This is a genomic window from Aestuariibaculum marinum, assembly GCF_014596975.1.
GTDB lineage: Bacteria > Bacteroidota > Bacteroidia > Flavobacteriales > Flavobacteriaceae > Aestuariibaculum > Aestuariibaculum marinum.
Genome location: NZ_JACVXD010000001.1, coordinates 556,617 through 574,752, shown reverse-complemented (window position 1 = coordinate 574,752; position 18,136 = coordinate 556,617). Strand labels below are relative to the sequence as shown.

Sequence of the window (18,136 nt, the reverse complement as noted above, 5' to 3'; positions counted from 1 at the left end):
GATAAAACAAATCAATGTCAGACAAGCTTAAAATAAAGCTATCTATAGCAAACAGGGTATATCCTTTAAATATTGACCCGAGTCAAGAAGAAGGATTGCGTAAAGCAGCTAAAAACATCGAGACAATGATTAAGCAATTTGAGCAAAGTTATTCTGTTCGGGATAAGCAAGATGTATTAGCGATGTGTGCTTTACAGTTTGCGGCTCAGGTCGAGCAGAAGTCTATCGATAAGGAACATGTAAACGAACATGTGGAAGATAAATTAAATGCATTAAACGATTTACTTCAATCTTATTTAGTCTCTTAAACGTTCTTTAAAATAAGTTAAAAATACTGCCTGCATTAGTGATTTTTTTTGATAAACTCAACGTTAATTCTTTAAAAAGGGTGAGTTTAAGCTGTTAAAGCATGCTGCCTTGAGCAGACCCTTGATCAGCTTGTTAGCCCTAAACTTGTTTTTAAGGAGTTTATACAAAACTTTATACTGGTGTGGGCTTTTTTATATGTTTAAATCAACTAAAATCAATAATGGATAACTCAATTATATTAATTGCAGGAGGGGGAGTATTAGGGATAGCAATAGGTTTTGTTATTGCTAAGGTATTAGAAAAAAATAATGCATCTAAACTGGTTAAGGAAGCTAAGAAAAGTGCTAGTTTAATAATCAAAGAAGCCAAAAGTGAAGGCGAATCGATTAAAAAGGATAAAATACTTCAGGCTAAAGAAAAATTCATAGAACTTAAATCGGAACACGAAAAGGTTATTTTAGCACGTGACAAAAAAATGGCAGAAGCCGAAAAACGTACACGTGATAAAGAATCTCAGGTGTCTAGTGAATTAGCTAAAAACAAAAAGTTAAACGATAGCTTTGAAAGTAAATTAAAAGATTACAATCACAGGCTAGATGTTTTAGATAAGAAGCAAGAGGAAATAGATCGTTTACATAAAAGCCAGGTAGAACAACTTGAAGTTATTTCTAGTTTATCTGCGGAAGAGGCAAAAGCACAGTTAGTAGAATCTTTAAAAGGTGAAGCTAGAAACGACGCGATGGCTTATATTCAAAGCTCTCTTGAAGAGGCTAAATTAACAGCTGAACAGGAAGCTAAGAAAGTTATTATAAACACCATCCAGCGTATCGGAACAGAAGAAGCTGTAGATAACTGTGTGTCTGTATTCAATATCGAATCAGACGATGTTAAAGGACGAATTATTGGCCGTGAAGGACGTAACATTAGAGCTATTGAAGCGGCTACTGGTGTTGAAATTATTGTAGATGACACACCTGAGGCTATCATTTTGTCTTGTTTTGATTCTGTGCGTCGTGAGGTAGCACGTTTGTCGTTACACAAGTTGGTAACCGATGGACGTATTCACCCGGCTCGTATTGAAGAGGTGGTTCAAAAAACACAAAAGCAAATCGAGCAGGAAATCATTGAAGTTGGTAAACGTACTGTTATCGACTTAGGAATTCACAACTTACACCCAGAATTAATTAAGATGGTGGGTAGAATGAAATACCGTTCGTCTTATGGTCAGAACTTATTACAACACTCACGTGAAGTAGCTAAGCTTTGTGGTGTAATGGCAGCGGAATTAGGTTTGAACCCTAAATTAGCGAAGCGTGCCGGACTTTTACACGATATAGGTAAGGTGCCAGATGCAGAAGCAGATATGGAAACACCTCACGCTATTTTAGGTATGCAGTGGGCTGAGAAATTTGGAGAGAAAGAAGATGTATGCAATGCTATTGGAGCACACCACGACGAGATAGAAATGAAGTCTTTATTAGCGCCAATCATTCAGGTTTGTGATGCTATTTCAGGAGCAAGACCAGGAGCAAGACGTCAGGTGTTAGATAGTTATATTCAACGTTTAAAAGACCTTGAAGATATCGCTTTCGGATTTAACGGTGTTAAAAAAGCTTACGCGATTCAGGCCGGTAGAGAATTACGTGTTATTGTTGAAAGTGAAAAAGTAGATGATCAAAAAGCTGCGGATTTATCATTCAATATATCTCAAAAAGTTCAAACCGATATGACGTATCCGGGACAAGTTAAAGTAACGGTTATTAGAGAAACCAGAGCGGTAAATATTGCGAAGTAAGTATCGTTTAAATAAAAAAGCCTCAACATATGTTGAGGCTTTTTTATTTTCTGGGATGATATTGTTCAATTACTTTAGTTAAATGACTTTTATCTAAGTGAACATAAATTTCGGTGGTGGTAATGCTTTCATGACCGAGCATCAATTGAATGGAACGTAAATCGGCATTGTTTTGTAAAAGGTGTGTGGCAAACGAATGTCTGAATGTATGTGGCGAAATACTTTTTTTAAGGCCTGTTTTTTCAGCTAACTGTTTGATGATGGTAAAAATCATGGCACGTGTTAACTGTTTCCCTCGTCTGTTTAAAAACAAGGTGTCTTCATGTCCGGATTGAATAGGAAGATGATTTCTAATTTCGCTACGGTAAATATTAATGAATTTCTGTGTGACTTCTACAATAGGTACAAAACGTTGTTTATCTCCTTTTCCTGTGACTTTAATAAAGCCTTCATCAAAGAATAAATCTGAAAGTTTTAAATTAATGAGTTCACTTACTCGAAGCCCGCAGCCATAAAGCGTTTCCAAAATAGCACGATTGCGCTCGCCTTCAGGTTTGCTTAAATCTATAGCATCAATAAGTTTGTCGATTTCTTCTTCGGATAGTGTGTCCGGGAGCTTACGACCTATTTTAGGTGATTCAATAAGATCTAAAGGATTGGTTTCTCTATAATCTTCGAAAACCAGATAATTAAAGAAGCTACGTAAACCAGATATGATTCTGGATTGTGATCGGGCATTTACATTTTTAGCGGTTTCATAAACAAACTGCTGAATGCTTTCGGTTTTTATGTCAGTGGGAGAAATGGCATCATTATGAGCTTCTAAATACTTTATAAGTTTTCTAATGTCTAAAGAATAATTATCGATAGAGTTTTGAGATAGGCCACGCTCTATCTTTAAATACATCTGATAATCTTTTAAGGCATTTTCCCATTTCATACAAGTAAAACTGAAATTGTTAGAGTTTTAATAATTTATACAAAGGAACTAATTGTTGATTGAAATAAAAAAGCCGAAAGATATCTTTCGACTTTTTTATTTAGTAAAGTAAAATTAGCATTTATTTACTTAATGGTTATTAATTTAACTTCGGTTGATTGCAGGTAAAATAATTATGAAATTAATTTTAGAATCTACCAGTAATCATATTAATTAAATCGATAATCCACCAAACACCTAATCCCATAGCTGTAACAATGAATACGATGTTCCAAAGGATTGGTTTTCCGTAGTACCATCTGTGTCCTGCGGCCCATCCTAAGAAGAACCAAAGTAAAATACCAATGACTAAATTATCACCTACAGCAGAGGCTATTGGTGTTAATACTTCAGTGGTAGTTGAATTGCCAGCAAGCTCTGTAACTGTTCTTTTTACAGGGAAAGATGCGTAACTAGTAGCGTACGAAACTAAAGTCACTAATAATGTAAGTAAAAATTTAATTTTCATAATTAATTATTTTATGTTTGTTGATACAATTTATAAAAAAATCCTGTATATGTCTAATAAACACTTAGTTATTTTTCTGTCATTGGTTTTTCCGTTATTCTTACGTGCTCAAGAAAATTATGAATATATAGGTTTTATAAGGGTTAACGATACGGTTAACATATCTTACAAAGTTGCTTTAACAGAGCAATCAGGTGTGGTGAAAGGGTATTCGTTAACAGGAATGGGAGGGGAGCATGAGACGCGATCAACCATTCGTGGCGAATATTATGAAGACAAAAAGGAATTGAACTTCAGAGAAACAGGAATTGTTTATACAAAATCGCCAGTAACGCAGGATGATTTTTGTTTTATTAATACGACTATAGACAATTTTACATTTAAAAAATCTAATAAAATAAAAGCGGATTTTATAGGGCTATTTCCTGATAATACGAAATGCATTAATGGAGAAATATTGTTAAGTCCGTTAGAGAAAATGGAGGCTAAGTTTGATAAGGTCATGACTAAAATTAATAAGTCGAAGCGTGTATCAGATAGTATTAAAGAGAAGTTAAGCTCCATGAAGATGATGGATTCACTTAATCTGAATATCCTTAGAAAAGATCAAACGATGAGTGTGTTTTCAAAATCTGAAAATGTGTCTTTAATTATTTATGACGGAGGGAAGGAAGATGGAGATAAAGTTACTATCTCTGTAAATAATAAAACTTTACTTTCTAATTTTGAAGCGACCAATAAACAAAAGTTGATTAATCTCGATTTAGCCAGCGGAAAAACCTCTATTGTAATTCATGCTGATAATGAAGGAAGCATAACGCCTAATACGGTTATTGTAGAACTAAAAGATGGTGATAATACTTTAAAAGCCATGTCTAACCTCAAAAAAGGAGAAAAGACACAAATCGATTTTTTAAAAGCTAAATAAGTCTATTATAAATTTAAATGAAAAAGATAATTATAATTAACGGCCCGAACTTAAATTTATTAGGAAAGCGTGAGCCTGCTATTTATGGTAGTTTAACCTTTACAGAGTTTTTCGATACCATTAAAGAGAAATACGAAGGCATAACTTTAGAATATTATCAATCTAATGTTGAAGGTGAAATTATAAATAAACTACACGAAGTTGGTTTTAGTTACGACGGGGTAATTTTAAATGCTGGCGCTTATACGCATACTTCAATAGGTATTGGTGATGCCATAAAAGGTATTGAAACACCGGTTGTAGAAGTTCATATTTCAAATACGTTTGGTCGAGAAGAGTTTAGGCATCAATCGTATATTTCTCCAAATGCCAAAGGGGTTATTCTTGGGTTTGGTTTGCAGAGTTATGAGTTAGCTATTCAGAGTTTTATTTAGTACTTTTTTAACTTTAAATTGTAGTTTAATTATGATTGTTTTGTGAGTTTTTTAACACGAATAAGTCTTAGGTTTGTGTTATTAATTATAAAACAAATCAATCATGAAAAGAAACTTACTGCTATTATTCCTATTTTTAGGATTAATTAAATTGCAAGCACAAGAATTAAAAATCACTACAAGTGTAGGGTCGAATGGTGGAGTAAATAATTTTGCTCTCGCTCTTGATGCAACTTATTTAGTGAATATAAACAAGAATTTAGATCTTGGTTTTACAACCGGGCTATCGTATTGGGTTAAAAGTGACGAATATGATCTATCCGGTTTAAAAGTTTCCGGTAGGGGTGATATTAAAATGGTCCCAATAGCGTTAACCAGCCGGTTTAATTTTACTGAAAAGTTAACCTTGGGTTTAGATTTTGGGTATGCATTAGCAATGGATTCTCATCCTTATTCTAGTGGTTTTTATTTTGCTCCTAAAGTTCAATATGAACTGTTTAAATCAACTGACATAGTTTTGGGCTATAGGCTGTTTAATATGGATTCTTCAGTTGATGTCGGGCCTAATATTGATATGGTGTCTTTAGGTGTTGAATTTAAGTTATGAGTAAAAAACTAACACTTCATTTATTGGCTTTTATTGGAGTTTTCCAATTAAATGCGCAGAATTTACAAAGTAAAATCTCGATTCAGGATAGTAGTTCTAAATTTGAAGTAACCAATGACTTTAATATTTTTAGAATTAACAGTAATTTAAATGTTCTTCAGAGGGCACAAACATTTGATTTTGGAATCTATTCAAAATTTGAATTACCGGTTTTGTTAAGGGTAAAATTAAGCGAAAAGTGGAAGTTGTTTAGTGGTGCGAATTTAATGTTGTTTAAGGACGGAATGACAGGTATTGATTCCCCTTCATTAAATGCAAACTTTGGTATTGAATATGAGCCTACAAATAATTTGATATTAAATGCTCAATTTAATTATAGACTTTCAAATGATAATCTCATAAAAACAGATTTCACTTCTGGTTCAAGGGAATCATTCACCGTTGGGTCTAAATTAAAATTTTAAAGAAATAAAAAAGGTTTCAGTAATTGCTGAAACCTTTTTTATATATAAATGGTCTAATTTTTAACTTATCTAAAAAGTCTGTATTAGATATGAATTACTTCGTCGTAAGCAGCAGCAACAGCTTCCATAACCGCTTCACTCATGGTTGGGTGTGGGTGAACTGCTTTTAATACTTCATGACCTGTAGTTTCTAATTTTCTGGCTACAACAGCTTCAGCAATCATATCGGTAACACCGGCACCAATCATATGGCAACCTAACCACTCACCGTATTTTGCATCAAAAATTACTTTTACAAATCCGTCTTTGTTTCCACCAGCACTTGCTTTACCTGAAGCCGAGAATGGGAACTTACCAATTTTAAGGTCGTATCCTTTTTCTTTAGCTTGTTTTTCAGTTAAACCAACACTGGCAATTTCAGGAGTAGCGTAGGTACATCCAGGAATATTTCCGTAATCTAAAGCTTCAACGTGTTGTCCTGCAATTCTTTCAACACATAAAATACCTTCAGCCGAAGCGACGTGAGCTAAAGCCTGGCCAGGAGTAACATCTCCAATAGCATAGTAACCTGGTATGTTAGTTTGGTAGAAGTTATTTACTAATATTTTATCACGGTCTACAACAATACCTACATCTTCTAATCCGATGTTTTCGATGTTTGTTTTAATACCAACAGCACTTAAAATGATATCAGCCTCTAAAACTTCTTCGCCTTTAGCTGTTTTTACAGTTGCTTTAACACCGTCTCCAGAAGTATCAACTTTAGTTACTTCAGCAGAAGTCATGATGTTAATACCGTTTTTCTTAAACGAACGCTCTAATTGTTTAGATACATCTTCGTCTTCAACAGGAACAATGTTTGGTAAGTACTCAACAATAGTTACTTCGGTTCCCATAGAGTTGTAGAAATAAGCAAACTCTACTCCAATAGCTCCAGAACCAACAACAATCATTTTCTTTGGCTGCTCTGGTAAAGTCATTGCTTCTCTGTAACCAATTACTTTTTTACCATCTTGTGGTAAGCTTGGTAATTCGCGAGAGCGTGCTCCAGTAGCAATAATAATATGGTCTGCGCTATATTCAGTTCCGTCAACGTCCACCTTTTTACCAGGTTTAACTTTTCCGTAACCGTTAATCACATCAATTTTATTCTTTTTCATTAAGAACTGAACACCTTTGCTCATGCCTTCCGCAACACCACGGCTACGTTTTACAACAGCATCAAAATCGTGTTCTGCTTCCTTAACTTTTAGTCCGTAATCTTCAGCATGCTTAAGATACTCAAATACTTGGGCAGATTTTAGTAACGCTTTGGTTGGAATACATCCCCAATTTAAACATACACCACCAAGGTTTTCTTTTTCAACAATGGCAGTTTTAAAACCTAACTGCGATGCTCTAATAGCCGTTACATAACCACCAGGACCACTTCCAAGAACAATAATATCGTATTTACTCATGAGATTTTTTTAATCGTTATTTTTCCGGCTACGAATTTACGAAACCTTATCCATATAAAGAATTTAGAACCCTATAAATTTGTATCTTTTATTGCCTTAATTAGTAAGATTTACTTTAATATCATCTTCTAAATAAGTTTTTTCTTTAAGAGAAATTAAAGAGACGTTTAGTAGTTTTTCTTTAGGGTATAAAATGATTTCAAGATTCTGTTTAGGTAAAGTATATACGGATGTATTACATAAGAGTCTTGTTAATAGGCATTTTAATTGTCTTAAAAACACGTTTTACAATTACAAGTGATTTTGATAAGATAGAAGATGAATTACAGACCTCGAAAAAGCATTGATAAGGATTAAAAGGATTAATAAGTTAAAGCTTTTCTTATTTTACAGGTAGGAAATAAAATAAAAACAATGTAATCTGTTTATTATCAGTTATTTTGACTAAATTTAAAAGAGATTAATTAACCAAAAATTTATTCAAAATGAAAAAACTCGCTATTATCGGCATGATGATGTCCTCAATCATCATGTTCTCTCAGACAAAAAAAAATGGAACTATTTACGTTGAACATCCTGCAATTAAAGTTGTAGAAGATATGACAAAAGCCTTTGTAGAAGGAGATACTGTTAAAGTCGCCAGTTATTTAGCAGACGATTTTAAAGCTTACAATGGTATGAATACAGACCCGGACAATGAAGGTGTAGATAAAAGCCGATATTTAAGACAAGTGGCTTTTTGGCACAATAACACTTCTTATTTAAGTATTGAACGTGCTCCAGGAGCTTATCCAGATGCGCTTGAATATAAAGAATCTGGTTTGTGGGTGCAGACCTGGGACTTTTTAAAAGGCGTACATGATAAAACGGGTGTACGATTAAATATGCAGCTTCACAGGTTGTTTGTTATTGATGACGATAACAAAATTAAAATGATGATCACCTATGATGATGGTACAGTTTTTCAGGAATTGCGACAAGGATTTCAGCCCAGAACAAATGGGACTATTTATAATCAGCATGAAAACATTAATAAAGTACGTCGAATGATGAGTGCGCTTGAAAATGCAGATGCAGACAAAGGATTTAGTTATTTTACTGAAGATGCGGAATTTTCAAACTTAGATATGCCATGGGGAGAAACACATAGTTTAGCAGAAGAAAAAGAAGGCTTCACCAAAATGTTAGACGACTGGACTATAGATGCTATAGAAGTAGTTGGTTACCCTGATTATTTAGAATATGAATTAGGAGCAGCAAAAGTGGTGCAGTCATGGTGGAAAGTGAGAATGACTCGTAAAAAGGATGACAAGAAATTTGTTATCCCAATGATGCTGACTCACGATTTTAATGATGAAGGTATGATTACTCGAGAAAGAGGATACTATAGTTTAAGTGCTTTAATGGAATAACCTAATTTTTAAAAAGATATAAAGCCTTTAATTTCTATTAAAGGCTTTTATTTTATACATCATCAGTAAAATGTTTTCTAGATTTTTCCTGACTGAATTTATTAGCGTTGTATGTTGTAGATTTTCCTTTGGGAATGGACAATGATTGCCATTCATTTCCTTTTAGTAATTTTCCTAAAAATACAATTTGCCCAATGTGATACGAATAATGAGCCAATTGGCGATTGATAGCTTCTAAAATGGTATGTCCTTCATTTCTAATATAAATTATACTTTCTAAATCGGCAGAGGTTAGCGGTTTAATCGCTTTAAATAAACAATGCCAGCCACTTTCCCAGGATGCAATTAGGTCTTCTTTTGAGGTGTAAGAGGCAATAAATTCATCATCTCGATTCCGCCACGATTTCTCGCCGTCTTCAGTTAAAAAGTTCGTCCATCGGCTTAGCATATTACCAACCATATGTTTTGCAATTATGGATATACTATTGGCATCCTCGCTACTTTGCCAGGAGATTGCATCAAACGTTAGTTGATTAAAGGTTTTGTCGCCCAAACTTTTATAGTATTCAAACTGTTTGATGATACTGCTTAAATAACTTTCCATACGTGTAAAATTAGAGCTTTATTTCTTCTCGGGGATAAATTTCAAAGCTACACCGTTAATACAGTGGCGTTTTCCGGTAGTTTCCTTTGGTCCATCGTTAAAAACATGACCTAAATGACTGCCACAATTGGCGCAAATTTCTTCTAATCTGGCATAGCCTAATTTATAATCGGTTTGATAGGTAATGCTTCCTTTTATTTCTTGGTCGAAACTAGGCCAACCACAGCCCGCATTAAATTTATTGTTACTTTTAAAAAGAGGTGCTTCACAGGCTTTACACACATAGGTGCCTTTTTTAAAATTTTTATCTAATGGACTAGAGTGAGGTCTTTCGGTGTAAGCTTGCCTAAGTACTTTGTATTCCATATCGTTTAATTCGGCCTGCCATTGTTTTTCAGTTTTTACAACCTTAAAATCTTGTTGATTATGTTTTTGAGCATTTCCGTTACAATTAAATAGCAATATAGAAAATGTAAGTAGAAAAATATTTTTCATGAGTTGAGTTGTTTTTACAGAAAGTCAGTCGAAGGATTCAATTAAAAATAACAGAACCCTTGTGTATAATTTTTATTTGTTTAAGTGACTTTTAAAAATTGAAAGCGTCTAAAAGAGAACCGTACAATTTTTGTATTTTTATAGCGTATTTAATCCAAATTACGATGAAATTTAAGAAAACACTTATAGCTACAGGTGTAGTAGCAATGGCTTTATCGTGTGCTACAAATCCATTTTCAGGAAAGAAAACTATGGCATTTGTATCTAACGATCAATTATTTCCAACCTCATTTGCACAATACAATCAATTCTTATCAGAAAACAAAGTGGTTTCTGGAACTACTCAGGCAAACATGGTAACCCGTGTAGGACAAAAGATAGCTAAGGCTGCTGAACGTTATTTAGATGCCAACGGTTATCAAGGGTATTTAAACGACTATAAATGGGAGTATAATCTGGTGGATGATGAAACAGTTAATGCCTGGTGTATGCCTGGAGGTAAAATTGTGGTGTACACAGGAATTTTGCCTGTAACTAAAACAGAAGCAGGTTTGGCTGCTGTGGTTGGTCATGAGGTGGCTCATGCACTTGCAAATCATGGACAACAACGTATGAGTGCAGCTTATGTACAGCAAGGTGTGGCATTAGCAGGTAATGTGGCTCTGTCGGGAGATCAGCAGTCTCTGGATATTTTTAATCAGGCTTACGGAATTGGTTCTCAAGTAGGTGTTATGTTGCCGTTTAGCAGGTCTCATGAAACCGAAGCCGATGAAATAGGTGTGTATTTAATGGCTATTGCCGGGTATAATCCGGATGAGGCAGCAGAAATATGGAAACGTATGAATGCGCTTGGAGGTGAAGCTCCTCCAGAAATGCTAAGCACGCACCCTTCTAACGAGTCGCGTATTGCGAATTTAACAGCTTTGGCACCTAAAGCAAAAGCTGAGGCGGCTAAATTTGGTGTAACGTCATTTAAGTAAGATTTAACCAATAAGAGTTAAAAATATTTATTTACTTTGAGGCTGCTCGGTTTGGGCAGTCTTTTTTATTTAAAACGTTTAGATTACTTTATGAAGCAATTAGAAAAAGGAAGTAAAAAACTGTTAAACGCTTGGGCTTTTTACGATTGGGCAAATTCGGTTTATAGTTTAGTTATCGCATCGGCAATCTTTCCTATTTTTTACGGTGCACTTTTTAGAATTGCAGATATAGAAAAAGTATCGGTTTTTGGAGGCGACATTTCTAGAGCGCCACTTATTAGTTATACCACATCTTTAGCTTTTGTTTTTATTGCTATTGTAACGCCTTTAATCTCTGGTGTTGCAGATTATTTAGGGAATAAGAAGATTTTCATGAAGTTTTTCTGTTATTTAGGAGGAGCCTCTTGTATAGGTTTGTATTGGTTTTCGTTGGAACATATTTATTTTAGTCTGGCGTGCTACTTTTTTGGACTAGTTGGTTTTTGGGTAAGTTTTGCGATTAATAATTCATATTTGCCAGATATCGCTTTCGCCAATCAGCAAGATAAAATTAGTGCCAAAGGATTTTCGTTGGGTTATATAGGAAGTGTGATTCTTCTATTGCTTAATTTGGCTATGGTTATGAAACCAGATTTTTTTGGAATTACTACAGATGAAAGTGGGGCAGCCGAAATTAAAGCTATGAAATATTCATTTGTTTCAGTGGGTATCTGGTGGATTCTGTTCAGTCAGTATTCATTCTATTATCTGCCAAAAGGAAATAAAAAGGAAAGTGAAAGCCCTAAGAAAAATGTTGTTTTAAACGGATTCAAGGAGTTGAAACTGGTTTGGAATCAGTTGAGTCATAATGTAAAACTGAAGCGTTATCTAGGTGCTTTTTTTGTTTACAGTATGGCCGTACAAACCGTTATGCTTATTGCCACCTATTTTGGTGAAGAAGAAATCGCCTGGGGAACAGATGCAGAGCGCACTATGGGACTTATTGTAAGCATTCTCGTTATTCAGGTAGTTGCCATTTTAGGCGCCATGGTAACAGCAAGAGTTTCAAGAGTATTTGGAAATGTAAAAACGTTGATAGGTATTAATGTAATTTGGGCGATAATTTGTGTGTATGCGTATTTTGTAATTACCCCAATGGATTTTTATATCGCTGCAGGTTTTGTTGGGATTGTAATGGGGGGGATTCAAGCGTTATCAAGATCTACATATTCTAAGTTTTTGCCCGAAACAAAAGATACAACTTCGTTTTTTAGTTTTTACGATGTAGCTGAAAAAATAGGGATTATTATTGGAACCTTTCTATATGGATTTGTAGCGCAGTTTACAGGAAGTATGCGTAATGCTGTTTTGTTTCTATTTGTTTTCTTTTTTATAGGTATAGTGCTGTTATTTAGAGTTCCTAAGGATAAAAAAGAAGCCTAAGATAGGCTTAGACTTCTTCTTTTCAATTTTAAGCCAACTCTAGTTCAAGCTGTCTTAAGTTTTCGGCAGCTTTTACAATATTTTTTAAAGCCTCTTTGGTTTCTGGCCAGTCTCTGGTTTTTAATCCGCAATCGGGGTTAACCCAAATATGTTCTTTTGGCAAGACCTTTTTAGCTTTTAATAATAAATTTTCAATTTCTTGTAGCGTTGGTACTCTTGGAGAATGGATGTCGTAAACGCCAGGACCGATTTCGTTAGGATATTCAAAATTTACAAAGGCATCTAACAATTCCATTTCAGAACGTGAAGTTTCAATAGTAATAACGTCGGCATCCATATCTGCAATGCTGGCAATAATATCATTAAATTCAGAATAACACATGTGCGTATGAATTTGCGTTTCGTCTTTAACACCACTTGCTGAGATTCTAAAGGCTTTTACGGCCCAATTCAGGTATTTTGCCCATTCCTCATTTCTTAATGGAAGACCTTCACGAATAGCAGGTTCATCAATTTGAATGATTTTTAAACCGTGTTTTTCTAAGTCAACCACTTCGTCTCTAATAGCTAAGGCAATTTGATTACAGGTGGTTTCCCGTGGCTGATCGTTTCTAACAAACGACCATTGTAAAATGGTTACAGGACCAGTTAACATGCCTTTTAAAGGTTTTTGTGTTAGTGATTGCGCATATTCAGACCAATCAACAGTCATAGGGTTTTCGCGAGACACATCGCCAAATAAAATAGGAGGTTTTACACATCGGCTACCGTAACTTTGTACCCAGCCAAAATCGCTAAAAGCAAAGCCTTTCAATTTCTCACCAAAATATTCCACCATATCATTGCGTTCAAACTCCCCATGAACTAAAACATCCAACCCAATATCCTCTTGAAAACGGATAGAATCCTCAATTTCCTTGGCAATTAAAAAGTCGTAATCTTCTTGAGATAGTTGTCCTTTTTTATGTTTTAAACGCCAGTTTCTAACATCTTTTGTTTGCGGAAAAGAACCAATGGTTGTTGTTGGGTAGAGTGGGAGGTTTAAAGCTTTCTTTTGTTTAGCTTGTCTTATGGCAAAGTTATTTTCTCGATGGCTATCGGATTCTTTTAAATTGGAAACCCTATTTTTAACAGCATCGTTATGAATTAGTCTAGAAGTTTTTCGTTTTAGATTAGCAAGTTTGTTTTCTTCATAAAGTGATAAATAAGCATCATTTTCAGGTAACTGTAAATTTCTTAAAGTACTTATTTCTTCCAGTTTTTGTTTCGCAAAAGCTAACCATTGTTTGATTTCAAAATTTAGAAGGTGTTCTAAATCCAAATCGTAAGGTGTATGTAAAAGTGAGCATGAAGATGAAATCCATAAATTTTCAAAGGGGACTTTGGTTAAGGCTTTTTCGATTAGTTTTAATGATGCTTCAAAGTCGTTTTTCCAAATATTTCTCCCATCTACAATACCTAATGAAAGTTTAGTGTTTTCATTAAAGTATTCAGAATTTAAAATATCATCTAACTGCAATTGGCATCTTACTAAATCTAAATGAAGTGTGTCAACAGGAAGTTTTAATGCGGTCTCCAGATTCTCTCCATAACAATCGAAATAATTAGCTAAGAATACTTTTAAATTTGGAAATTCCTTGTGAATAGTTTCGTAGGTTAGTGTAAAAGCTTCACGTTCTTGGTCGGTTAAATTCAGGGCTAAACAAGGCTCGTCAAATTGAATATATTCCACATTCAGATCTGTCAACGCCTGAATAATTTCAAGGTAAACAGGCAACAATCTCTTTAGTAAATCAAGGCGATGAAATCCAGGTTCTTTTTCTTTTCCTAATAAAAGAAAAGTTACAGGCCCGATTAAAACGGGTTTGGTTTTAATACCTAGGTCTAAGGCTTCTTGATATTCTTCAATTACTTTTTTGGAGAAAAATTCGAAGGTTTGCTCTTTAGAAAATTCAGGAACAATGTAGTGGTAATTGGTGTCGAACCATTTAGTCATTTCCATTGCAGTAACATCAATATTGTTTTTTTGCAAACCTCTTGCCATAGCAAAATATAGATCTAAAGTATTTTCTTTATCTATGTTTTTATATCGATTAGGAATACAGCCAACCGTTAAACAGGTGTCTAATACCTGATCGTAAAACGAAAAGTCGTTTGAAGGGATTATGTCAATATCAGATTTCTGCTGTAGTAGCCAATTTTGTTTTTTTAAACCCTTTGCGATTTTCAGTAATTCGTTACCGTTAATTTTGTTAGCCCAATAAGCTTCGCAAGCCTTTTTTAATTCGCGATTTGCGCCAATTCTTGGATACCCTAAAATGGTAGTTTTCATGATTTTTTTATTAGTTTTAAATACTGTTCAAAATTAGATTAGAAGAATATTAATAGGTAATTTTGTGTTTAATTTGGGGGTAATAGCTGTTTTTAAGTAAAATTATAGCTGATTAATCTTTTTAATTTTAAATAAAATGAGTTTGCCAGAAAATAATTCTACAATAGTATTAGATGAAATCGATTTTAGAATTTTGAAAATACTTCAAAACCGGTCGAATTTAACCACCAAAGAGTTGGCGGCTAAAGTAAACTTATCGACAACACCGGTTTTTGAACGTGTTAAAAAACTTGAAAGAGCAGGGTATATTAAAAATTATGTAGCTGTTTTGAGTGCCGAAAAATTAAATAAAGGACTAATGGTATTTTGCAACGTTACTTTAAAAGAGCATACGCGGGAAATAGGGAATCAATTTGTTAAAGATATTCAGGCGCTAAAGGAAGTTGTGGAATGCTATAATATTTCGGGAGATTATGATTTTTTTCTAAAAATATTAGTTAGCGATATGAAAGAGTATCAGAATTTTGTTTTAGATAAATTGGGAAGTATAAAAAATATTGGAAGCGCGCACAGTACTTTTGTGATGGGGGAGATTAAGAATTCTTATGCGGTACCTATTTAAAAACTGAAATTTGAATTATAAAAAAAGCCCGAAAGATAATTTCGGGCTTTTGGTTTATGATAGAATCATACTAAGATTCTGTTGGATTGTTTTCAGCTTTTTGAATGCTGATGTCTAATTCCTGTGTGTCACTATTTAAATCGATAGTAATTGTATCGCCTTCTTCTACATTAGAAGTTATGATTTCCTCAGCTAAAGCATCTTCAATGTATTTTTGAATAGCACGCTTTAAAGGTCTTGCGCCGTATTGCTTATCGAAACCTTTTTCTGCTATATAATCTTTAGCTTTATCAGAAAGTTTTAAGGTGTATCCTAAATCTTTAATACGAACTAAAAGTTTGCTTAATTCAATATCAATAATCTTATTGATATCCTCTTTTTCTAGAGCGTTAAACATTACAACATCGTCAATTCTGTTTAAGAATTCAGGGGCAAAAGACTTCTTAAGTGCGTTTTCAATAACACTCTTCGCGTTAGCATCTTCCTGTGCTTTTTGTGACGAAGTCCCGAACCCAATTCCAGTACCAAAATCTTTTAGCTTACGAGCTCCAATATTTGAAGTCATAATGATGATGGTATTTCTAAAATCGATTTTACGGCCTAGACTATCTGTTAGGTAACCGTCGTCAAGCACTTGAAGTAACATGTTGAAAACATCTGGGTGAGCTTTTTCAATCTCGTCTAATAAAATTACAGCGTAAGGTTTGCGTCTTACTTTTTCGGTTAATTGTCCGCCTTCTTCGTAACCTACGTATCCCGGAGGTGCACCAATTAATCTTGAAATCGCAAATTTCTCCATGTATTCACTCATGTCGATTCTAATCAATGAATCTTCACTATCAAAAAGCTCTCTCGATAACACTTTAGCTAACTGTGTTTTACCGACACCAGTTTGGCCTAAAAAGATAAATGAACCAATTGGTTTATTTGGATCTTTAAGCCCTGCGCGATTACGTTGAATTGCTTTTACAACTTTAGCAACCGCTTCATCTTGTCCAATAACTTTGCCTTTAATCAGGTTTGGTAATTCGGCTAGCTTATTAATCTCAGTTTGGGCAATTCTATTAACAGGAATACCCGTCATCATCGAGATCACATCGGCAACATTTTCTTCGGTAACTATTTCACGATGTTGCTTGGTATCTTCTTCCCATTTTTCCTGAGCAACAGCTAACTCTTTTTCAATGCGTTTTTCATCATCTCTTAGCTTAGCAGCTTCCTCGTATTTTTGCTTTCTTACCACCGCATTTTTAGTTTCCTTTATAGCTTCCAACTGTTTTTCAAGCTCGATAATTTGTTTAGGAACTTCAATGTTTGTGATGTGTACACGAGAACCGGCCTCATCTAAAGCATCGATAGCCTTGTCTGGTAAAAAACGCTCCGTCATGTAACGGTTGGTTAATTTTACACAAGCTTCAATTGCTTCAGGCGTGTAGTCTACGTTATGGTGTTCTTCGTATTTCGCTTTAATATTATTTAAAATCTCAATCGTTTCAGAAACACTCGTCGGCTCAACAATTACCTTTTGGAAACGACGCTCTAAAGCACCATCCTTTTCGATATATTGTCTGTATTCGTCAAGCGTTGTCGCACCAATACATTGGATTTCTCCTCTGGCTAATGCCGGTTTAAACATGTTGGAAGCATCCAAGCTTCCGGTAGCTCCACCCGCACCAACAATAGTGTGAATCTCGTCGATGAATAAGATAACATCATCATTCTTTTCAAGTTCGTTCATTACCGCTTTCATACGTTCTTCAAATTGTCCGCGGTACTTAGTTCCGGCAACTAAACTTGCTAAATCTAACGTTACTACACGTTTGTTGAAAAGAATTCTGGATACTTTTCGTTTAACAATTCTAAGAGCTAAACCTTCGGCAATGGCAGACTTACCAACACCAGGTTCACCAATTAAAAGTGGGTTGTTTTTTTTACGTCGACTTAAAATTTGCGAGACACGCTCAATTTCTTTTTCTCTACCTACTACAGGGTCAAGTTTACCTTCTTCGGCTAACGCTGTAAGATCGCGTCCAAAATTATCTAAAACAGGAGTTTTGGATTTCTTGTTGGTTTTACCTGTAGGACTATTGAAAATGTCTTTTGAAGTATCGTCATCAGAACTCGTATCATCTTGAAACGATTCTGCCTTTGGCTCTATATAATCATTATCGTTTGTAATCATAAGTTTAAATTGTTCTTTAACATTATCGTAGTCGATTTTTAGCTTATTTAAAAGCTTAGTAGTGGGGTCGTTCTCGTTTCTTAAAATACACAATAACAAGTGTGCTGTATTGATAGAAGAACTTTGAAATAGTTTGGCCTCTAAAAAGGTTGTTTTTAGCGCGCGTTCTGCTTGCCTAGTAAGATGCAGGTTCTTCTTTTGATTTGAAGCTGCAGCAATATTAGGGTTTGCAGGACTTAATATTTCAACTTTTCGCCTTAAGTGATTTAAATCTACATCTAAAGCGTTTAGAATATTTATAGCCTTGCCATCTCCATCGCGTAATAACCCAAGCATCAAATGTTCGGTGCCAATAAAATCATGACCCAAACGAAGCGCTTCTTCCTTGCTGTAGGCAATTACGTCTTTTACTCTTGGTGAAAAATTATCATCCATAATAGTTTCCTTTCTGCATTAAAAATACTAAAACATTTTACTAAAGGCAAAAACTATACCTTAAATTGTGTGAAAGTTGCTAAGTGACAAAAAAAACTTCATAAAATCAAAATTTACCCCTTCATTTTTATCAACTAAAAAAAGTGTTAAAATTGTTAATAAAAACACGAAAAAATATAAGAAAAAGTCAGGCTGTGATTGACGAAA

General features: G+C 34.5%; 17 protein-coding genes and 1 other RNA gene. 11 read left to right on the top strand and 7 right to left on the bottom strand.

Annotation, left to right across the window (positions count from 1 at the left end):
• The first annotated feature begins 14 nt into the window (after positions 1-14).
• The 3 genes from ICJ85_RS02550 (at position 15) to rny (ending at position 2,104) form a co-directional block, all read left to right on the top strand.
• Positions 15-308, top strand: coding sequence for a cell division protein ZapA (locus tag ICJ85_RS02550; RefSeq protein ID WP_188222195.1), 294 nt, complete (start codon positions 15-17; stop codon positions 306-308).
• Between the two features lie 55 nt (positions 309-363).
• Positions 364-470: non-coding RNA, 6S RNA (gene ssrS / locus ICJ85_RS02545), on the top strand.
• A 59-nt stretch (positions 471-529) separates the two neighbouring features.
• Positions 530-2,104 (top strand): ribonuclease Y, encoded by a 1,575-nt coding sequence (gene rny, locus ICJ85_RS02540; protein ID WP_188222194.1) that lies wholly within the window; start codon positions 530-532, stop codon positions 2,102-2,104.
• 43 nt (positions 2,105-2,147) lie between these two features.
• Here rny and xerD read toward each other — a convergent pair whose 3' ends face one another.
• Together xerD and ICJ85_RS02530 are read right to left on the bottom strand one after the other, a co-directional pair.
• A complete protein-coding gene (gene xerD, locus ICJ85_RS02535) occupies positions 2,148-3,044 on the bottom strand; it encodes a site-specific tyrosine recombinase XerD (RefSeq protein WP_188222193.1) in 897 nt (298 codons plus the stop codon).
• 187 nt (positions 3,045-3,231) lie between these two features.
• The gene (locus ICJ85_RS02530; RefSeq protein WP_188222192.1) at positions 3,232-3,552 is read right to left on the bottom strand and encodes a TM2 domain-containing protein; all 321 of its coding nucleotides are present in this window, start codon (positions 3,550-3,552) and stop codon (positions 3,232-3,234) included.
• A gap of 49 nt (positions 3,553-3,601) precedes the next feature.
• Here ICJ85_RS02530 and ICJ85_RS02525 point away from each other — a divergent pair, with 49 nt between their 5' ends.
• The 4 genes from ICJ85_RS02525 to ICJ85_RS02510 all read left to right on the top strand — a co-directional run bounded on the left by ICJ85_RS02525 (position 3,602) and on the right by ICJ85_RS02510 (position 5,985).
• Positions 3,602-4,480 carry a hypothetical protein gene (locus ICJ85_RS02525; RefSeq protein WP_188222191.1) on the top strand — a complete coding sequence of 293 codons (879 nt, stop codon included), beginning with the start codon at positions 3,602-3,604 and terminating at the stop codon, positions 4,478-4,480.
• 17 nt (positions 4,481-4,497) lie between these two features.
• The gene (gene aroQ, locus ICJ85_RS02520; RefSeq protein ID WP_188222190.1) at positions 4,498-4,914 is read left to right on the top strand and encodes a type II 3-dehydroquinate dehydratase; all 417 of its coding nucleotides are present in this window, start codon (positions 4,498-4,500) and stop codon (positions 4,912-4,914) included.
• Positions 4,915-5,017: 103 nt separating this feature from the next.
• Positions 5,018-5,521, top strand: coding sequence for a hypothetical protein (locus tag ICJ85_RS02515; RefSeq protein WP_188222189.1), 504 nt, complete (start codon positions 5,018-5,020; stop codon positions 5,519-5,521).
• Positions 5,518-5,985, top strand: coding sequence for a hypothetical protein (locus ICJ85_RS02510; RefSeq protein WP_188222188.1), 468 nt, complete (start codon positions 5,518-5,520; stop codon positions 5,983-5,985). Before ICJ85_RS02515 ends, ICJ85_RS02510 begins: the two co-directional genes overlap by 4 nt.
• Positions 5,986-6,068: 83 nt before the next feature.
• Here the strand turns inward: ICJ85_RS02510 and lpdA are convergent, their stop codons facing one another.
• Complete coding sequence (gene lpdA, locus ICJ85_RS02505; RefSeq protein ID WP_188222187.1) at positions 6,069-7,445, bottom strand: dihydrolipoyl dehydrogenase; 1,377 nt, start codon at positions 7,443-7,445, stop codon at positions 6,069-6,071.
• 485 nt (positions 7,446-7,930) lie between these two features.
• On the opposite strand from lpdA, the gene ICJ85_RS02500 reads away from it, so the two are divergent.
• Positions 7,931-8,857 (top strand): nuclear transport factor 2 family protein, encoded by a 927-nt coding sequence (locus ICJ85_RS02500; RefSeq protein ID WP_188222186.1) that lies wholly within the window; start codon positions 7,931-7,933, stop codon positions 8,855-8,857.
• A gap of 52 nt (positions 8,858-8,909) precedes the next feature.
• On the opposite strand, the gene ICJ85_RS02495 is transcribed toward ICJ85_RS02500, so the two are convergent.
• Both ICJ85_RS02495 and msrB read right to left on the bottom strand, forming a co-directional pair.
• Positions 8,910-9,461: a DUF1572 family protein gene (locus ICJ85_RS02495; protein ID WP_188222185.1), complete on the bottom strand. Its 552-nt coding sequence runs from the start codon at positions 9,459-9,461 to the stop codon at positions 8,910-8,912.
• Between the two features lie 18 nt (positions 9,462-9,479).
• Positions 9,480-9,956: a peptide-methionine (R)-S-oxide reductase MsrB gene (msrB, locus tag ICJ85_RS02490; RefSeq protein ID WP_188222184.1), complete on the bottom strand. Its 477-nt coding sequence runs from the start codon at positions 9,954-9,956 to the stop codon at positions 9,480-9,482.
• A 164-nt stretch (positions 9,957-10,120) separates the two neighbouring features.
• Between msrB and ICJ85_RS02485 the strand changes: the two genes are divergently transcribed.
• Together ICJ85_RS02485 and ICJ85_RS02480 are read left to right on the top strand one after the other, a co-directional pair.
• Positions 10,121-10,936, top strand: coding sequence for a M48 family metallopeptidase (locus ICJ85_RS02485; RefSeq protein ID WP_188222183.1), 816 nt, complete (start codon positions 10,121-10,123; stop codon positions 10,934-10,936).
• Positions 10,937-11,026: 90 nt separating this feature from the next.
• Entirely contained in the window at positions 11,027-12,358 is a 1,332-nt protein-coding gene (locus ICJ85_RS02480; protein ID WP_188222182.1) for an MFS transporter, read from the top strand.
• Between the two features lie 28 nt (positions 12,359-12,386).
• On the opposite strand, the gene metE is transcribed toward ICJ85_RS02480, so the two are convergent.
• Entirely contained in the window at positions 12,387-14,690 is a 2,304-nt protein-coding gene (metE, locus tag ICJ85_RS02475; protein ID WP_188222181.1) for a 5-methyltetrahydropteroyltriglutamate--homocysteine S-methyltransferase, read from the bottom strand.
• 136 nt (positions 14,691-14,826) lie between these two features.
• On the opposite strand from metE, the gene ICJ85_RS02470 reads away from it, so the two are divergent.
• On the top strand, positions 14,827-15,312 hold the full coding sequence (locus tag ICJ85_RS02470; RefSeq protein WP_188222180.1) for an Lrp/AsnC family transcriptional regulator: 486 nt from the start codon (positions 14,827-14,829) through the stop codon (positions 15,310-15,312).
• A 70-nt stretch (positions 15,313-15,382) separates the two neighbouring features.
• Here ICJ85_RS02470 and ICJ85_RS02465 read toward each other — a convergent pair whose 3' ends face one another.
• Positions 15,383-17,929 (bottom strand): ATP-dependent Clp protease ATP-binding subunit, encoded by a 2,547-nt coding sequence (locus ICJ85_RS02465; protein WP_188222179.1) that lies wholly within the window; start codon positions 17,927-17,929, stop codon positions 15,383-15,385.
• Between the last annotated feature and the right edge of the window lie 207 nt (positions 17,930-18,136).

Excerpts from the sequence above, each read along its gene's own strand:
- ICJ85_RS02515 (WP_188222189.1), top strand. The coding sequence starts at position 5,018 with ATGAAAAGAAACTTACTGCTATTATTCCTATTTTTAGGATTAATTAAA.
- ICJ85_RS02495 (WP_188222185.1), bottom strand. The coding sequence starts at position 9,461 with ATGGAAAGTTATTTAAGCAGTATCATCAAACAGTTTGAATACTATAAA.
- ICJ85_RS02480 (WP_188222182.1), top strand. The coding sequence starts at position 11,027 with ATGAAGCAATTAGAAAAAGGAAGTAAAAAACTGTTAAACGCTTGGGCT.
- msrB (WP_188222184.1), bottom strand. The coding sequence starts at position 9,956 with ATGAAAAATATTTTTCTACTTACATTTTCTATATTGCTATTTAATTGT.
- ICJ85_RS02470 (WP_188222180.1), top strand. The coding sequence starts at position 14,827 with ATGAGTTTGCCAGAAAATAATTCTACAATAGTATTAGATGAAATCGAT.
- ICJ85_RS02485 (WP_188222183.1), top strand. The coding sequence starts at position 10,121 with ATGAAATTTAAGAAAACACTTATAGCTACAGGTGTAGTAGCAATGGCT.
- metE (WP_188222181.1), bottom strand. The coding sequence starts at position 14,690 with ATGAAAACTACCATTTTAGGGTATCCAAGAATTGGCGCAAATCGCGAA.
- ICJ85_RS02500 (WP_188222186.1), top strand. The coding sequence starts at position 7,931 with ATGAAAAAACTCGCTATTATCGGCATGATGATGTCCTCAATCATCATG.
- ICJ85_RS02525 (WP_188222191.1), top strand. The coding sequence starts at position 3,602 with ATGTCTAATAAACACTTAGTTATTTTTCTGTCATTGGTTTTTCCGTTA.
- ICJ85_RS02510 (WP_188222188.1), top strand. The coding sequence starts at position 5,518 with ATGAGTAAAAAACTAACACTTCATTTATTGGCTTTTATTGGAGTTTTC.
- xerD (WP_188222193.1), bottom strand. The coding sequence starts at position 3,044 with ATGAAATGGGAAAATGCCTTAAAAGATTATCAGATGTATTTAAAGATA.
- ICJ85_RS02530 (WP_188222192.1), bottom strand. The coding sequence starts at position 3,552 with ATGAAAATTAAATTTTTACTTACATTATTAGTGACTTTAGTTTCGTAC.
- aroQ (WP_188222190.1), top strand. The coding sequence starts at position 4,498 with ATGAAAAAGATAATTATAATTAACGGCCCGAACTTAAATTTATTAGGA.
- rny (WP_188222194.1), top strand. The coding sequence starts at position 530 with ATGGATAACTCAATTATATTAATTGCAGGAGGGGGAGTATTAGGGATA.
- ICJ85_RS02550 (WP_188222195.1), top strand. The coding sequence starts at position 15 with ATGTCAGACAAGCTTAAAATAAAGCTATCTATAGCAAACAGGGTATAT.
- lpdA (WP_188222187.1), bottom strand. The coding sequence starts at position 7,445 with ATGAGTAAATACGATATTATTGTTCTTGGAAGTGGTCCTGGTGGTTAT.
- ICJ85_RS02465 (WP_188222179.1), bottom strand. The coding sequence starts at position 17,929 with ATGGATGATAATTTTTCACCAAGAGTAAAAGACGTAATTGCCTACAGC.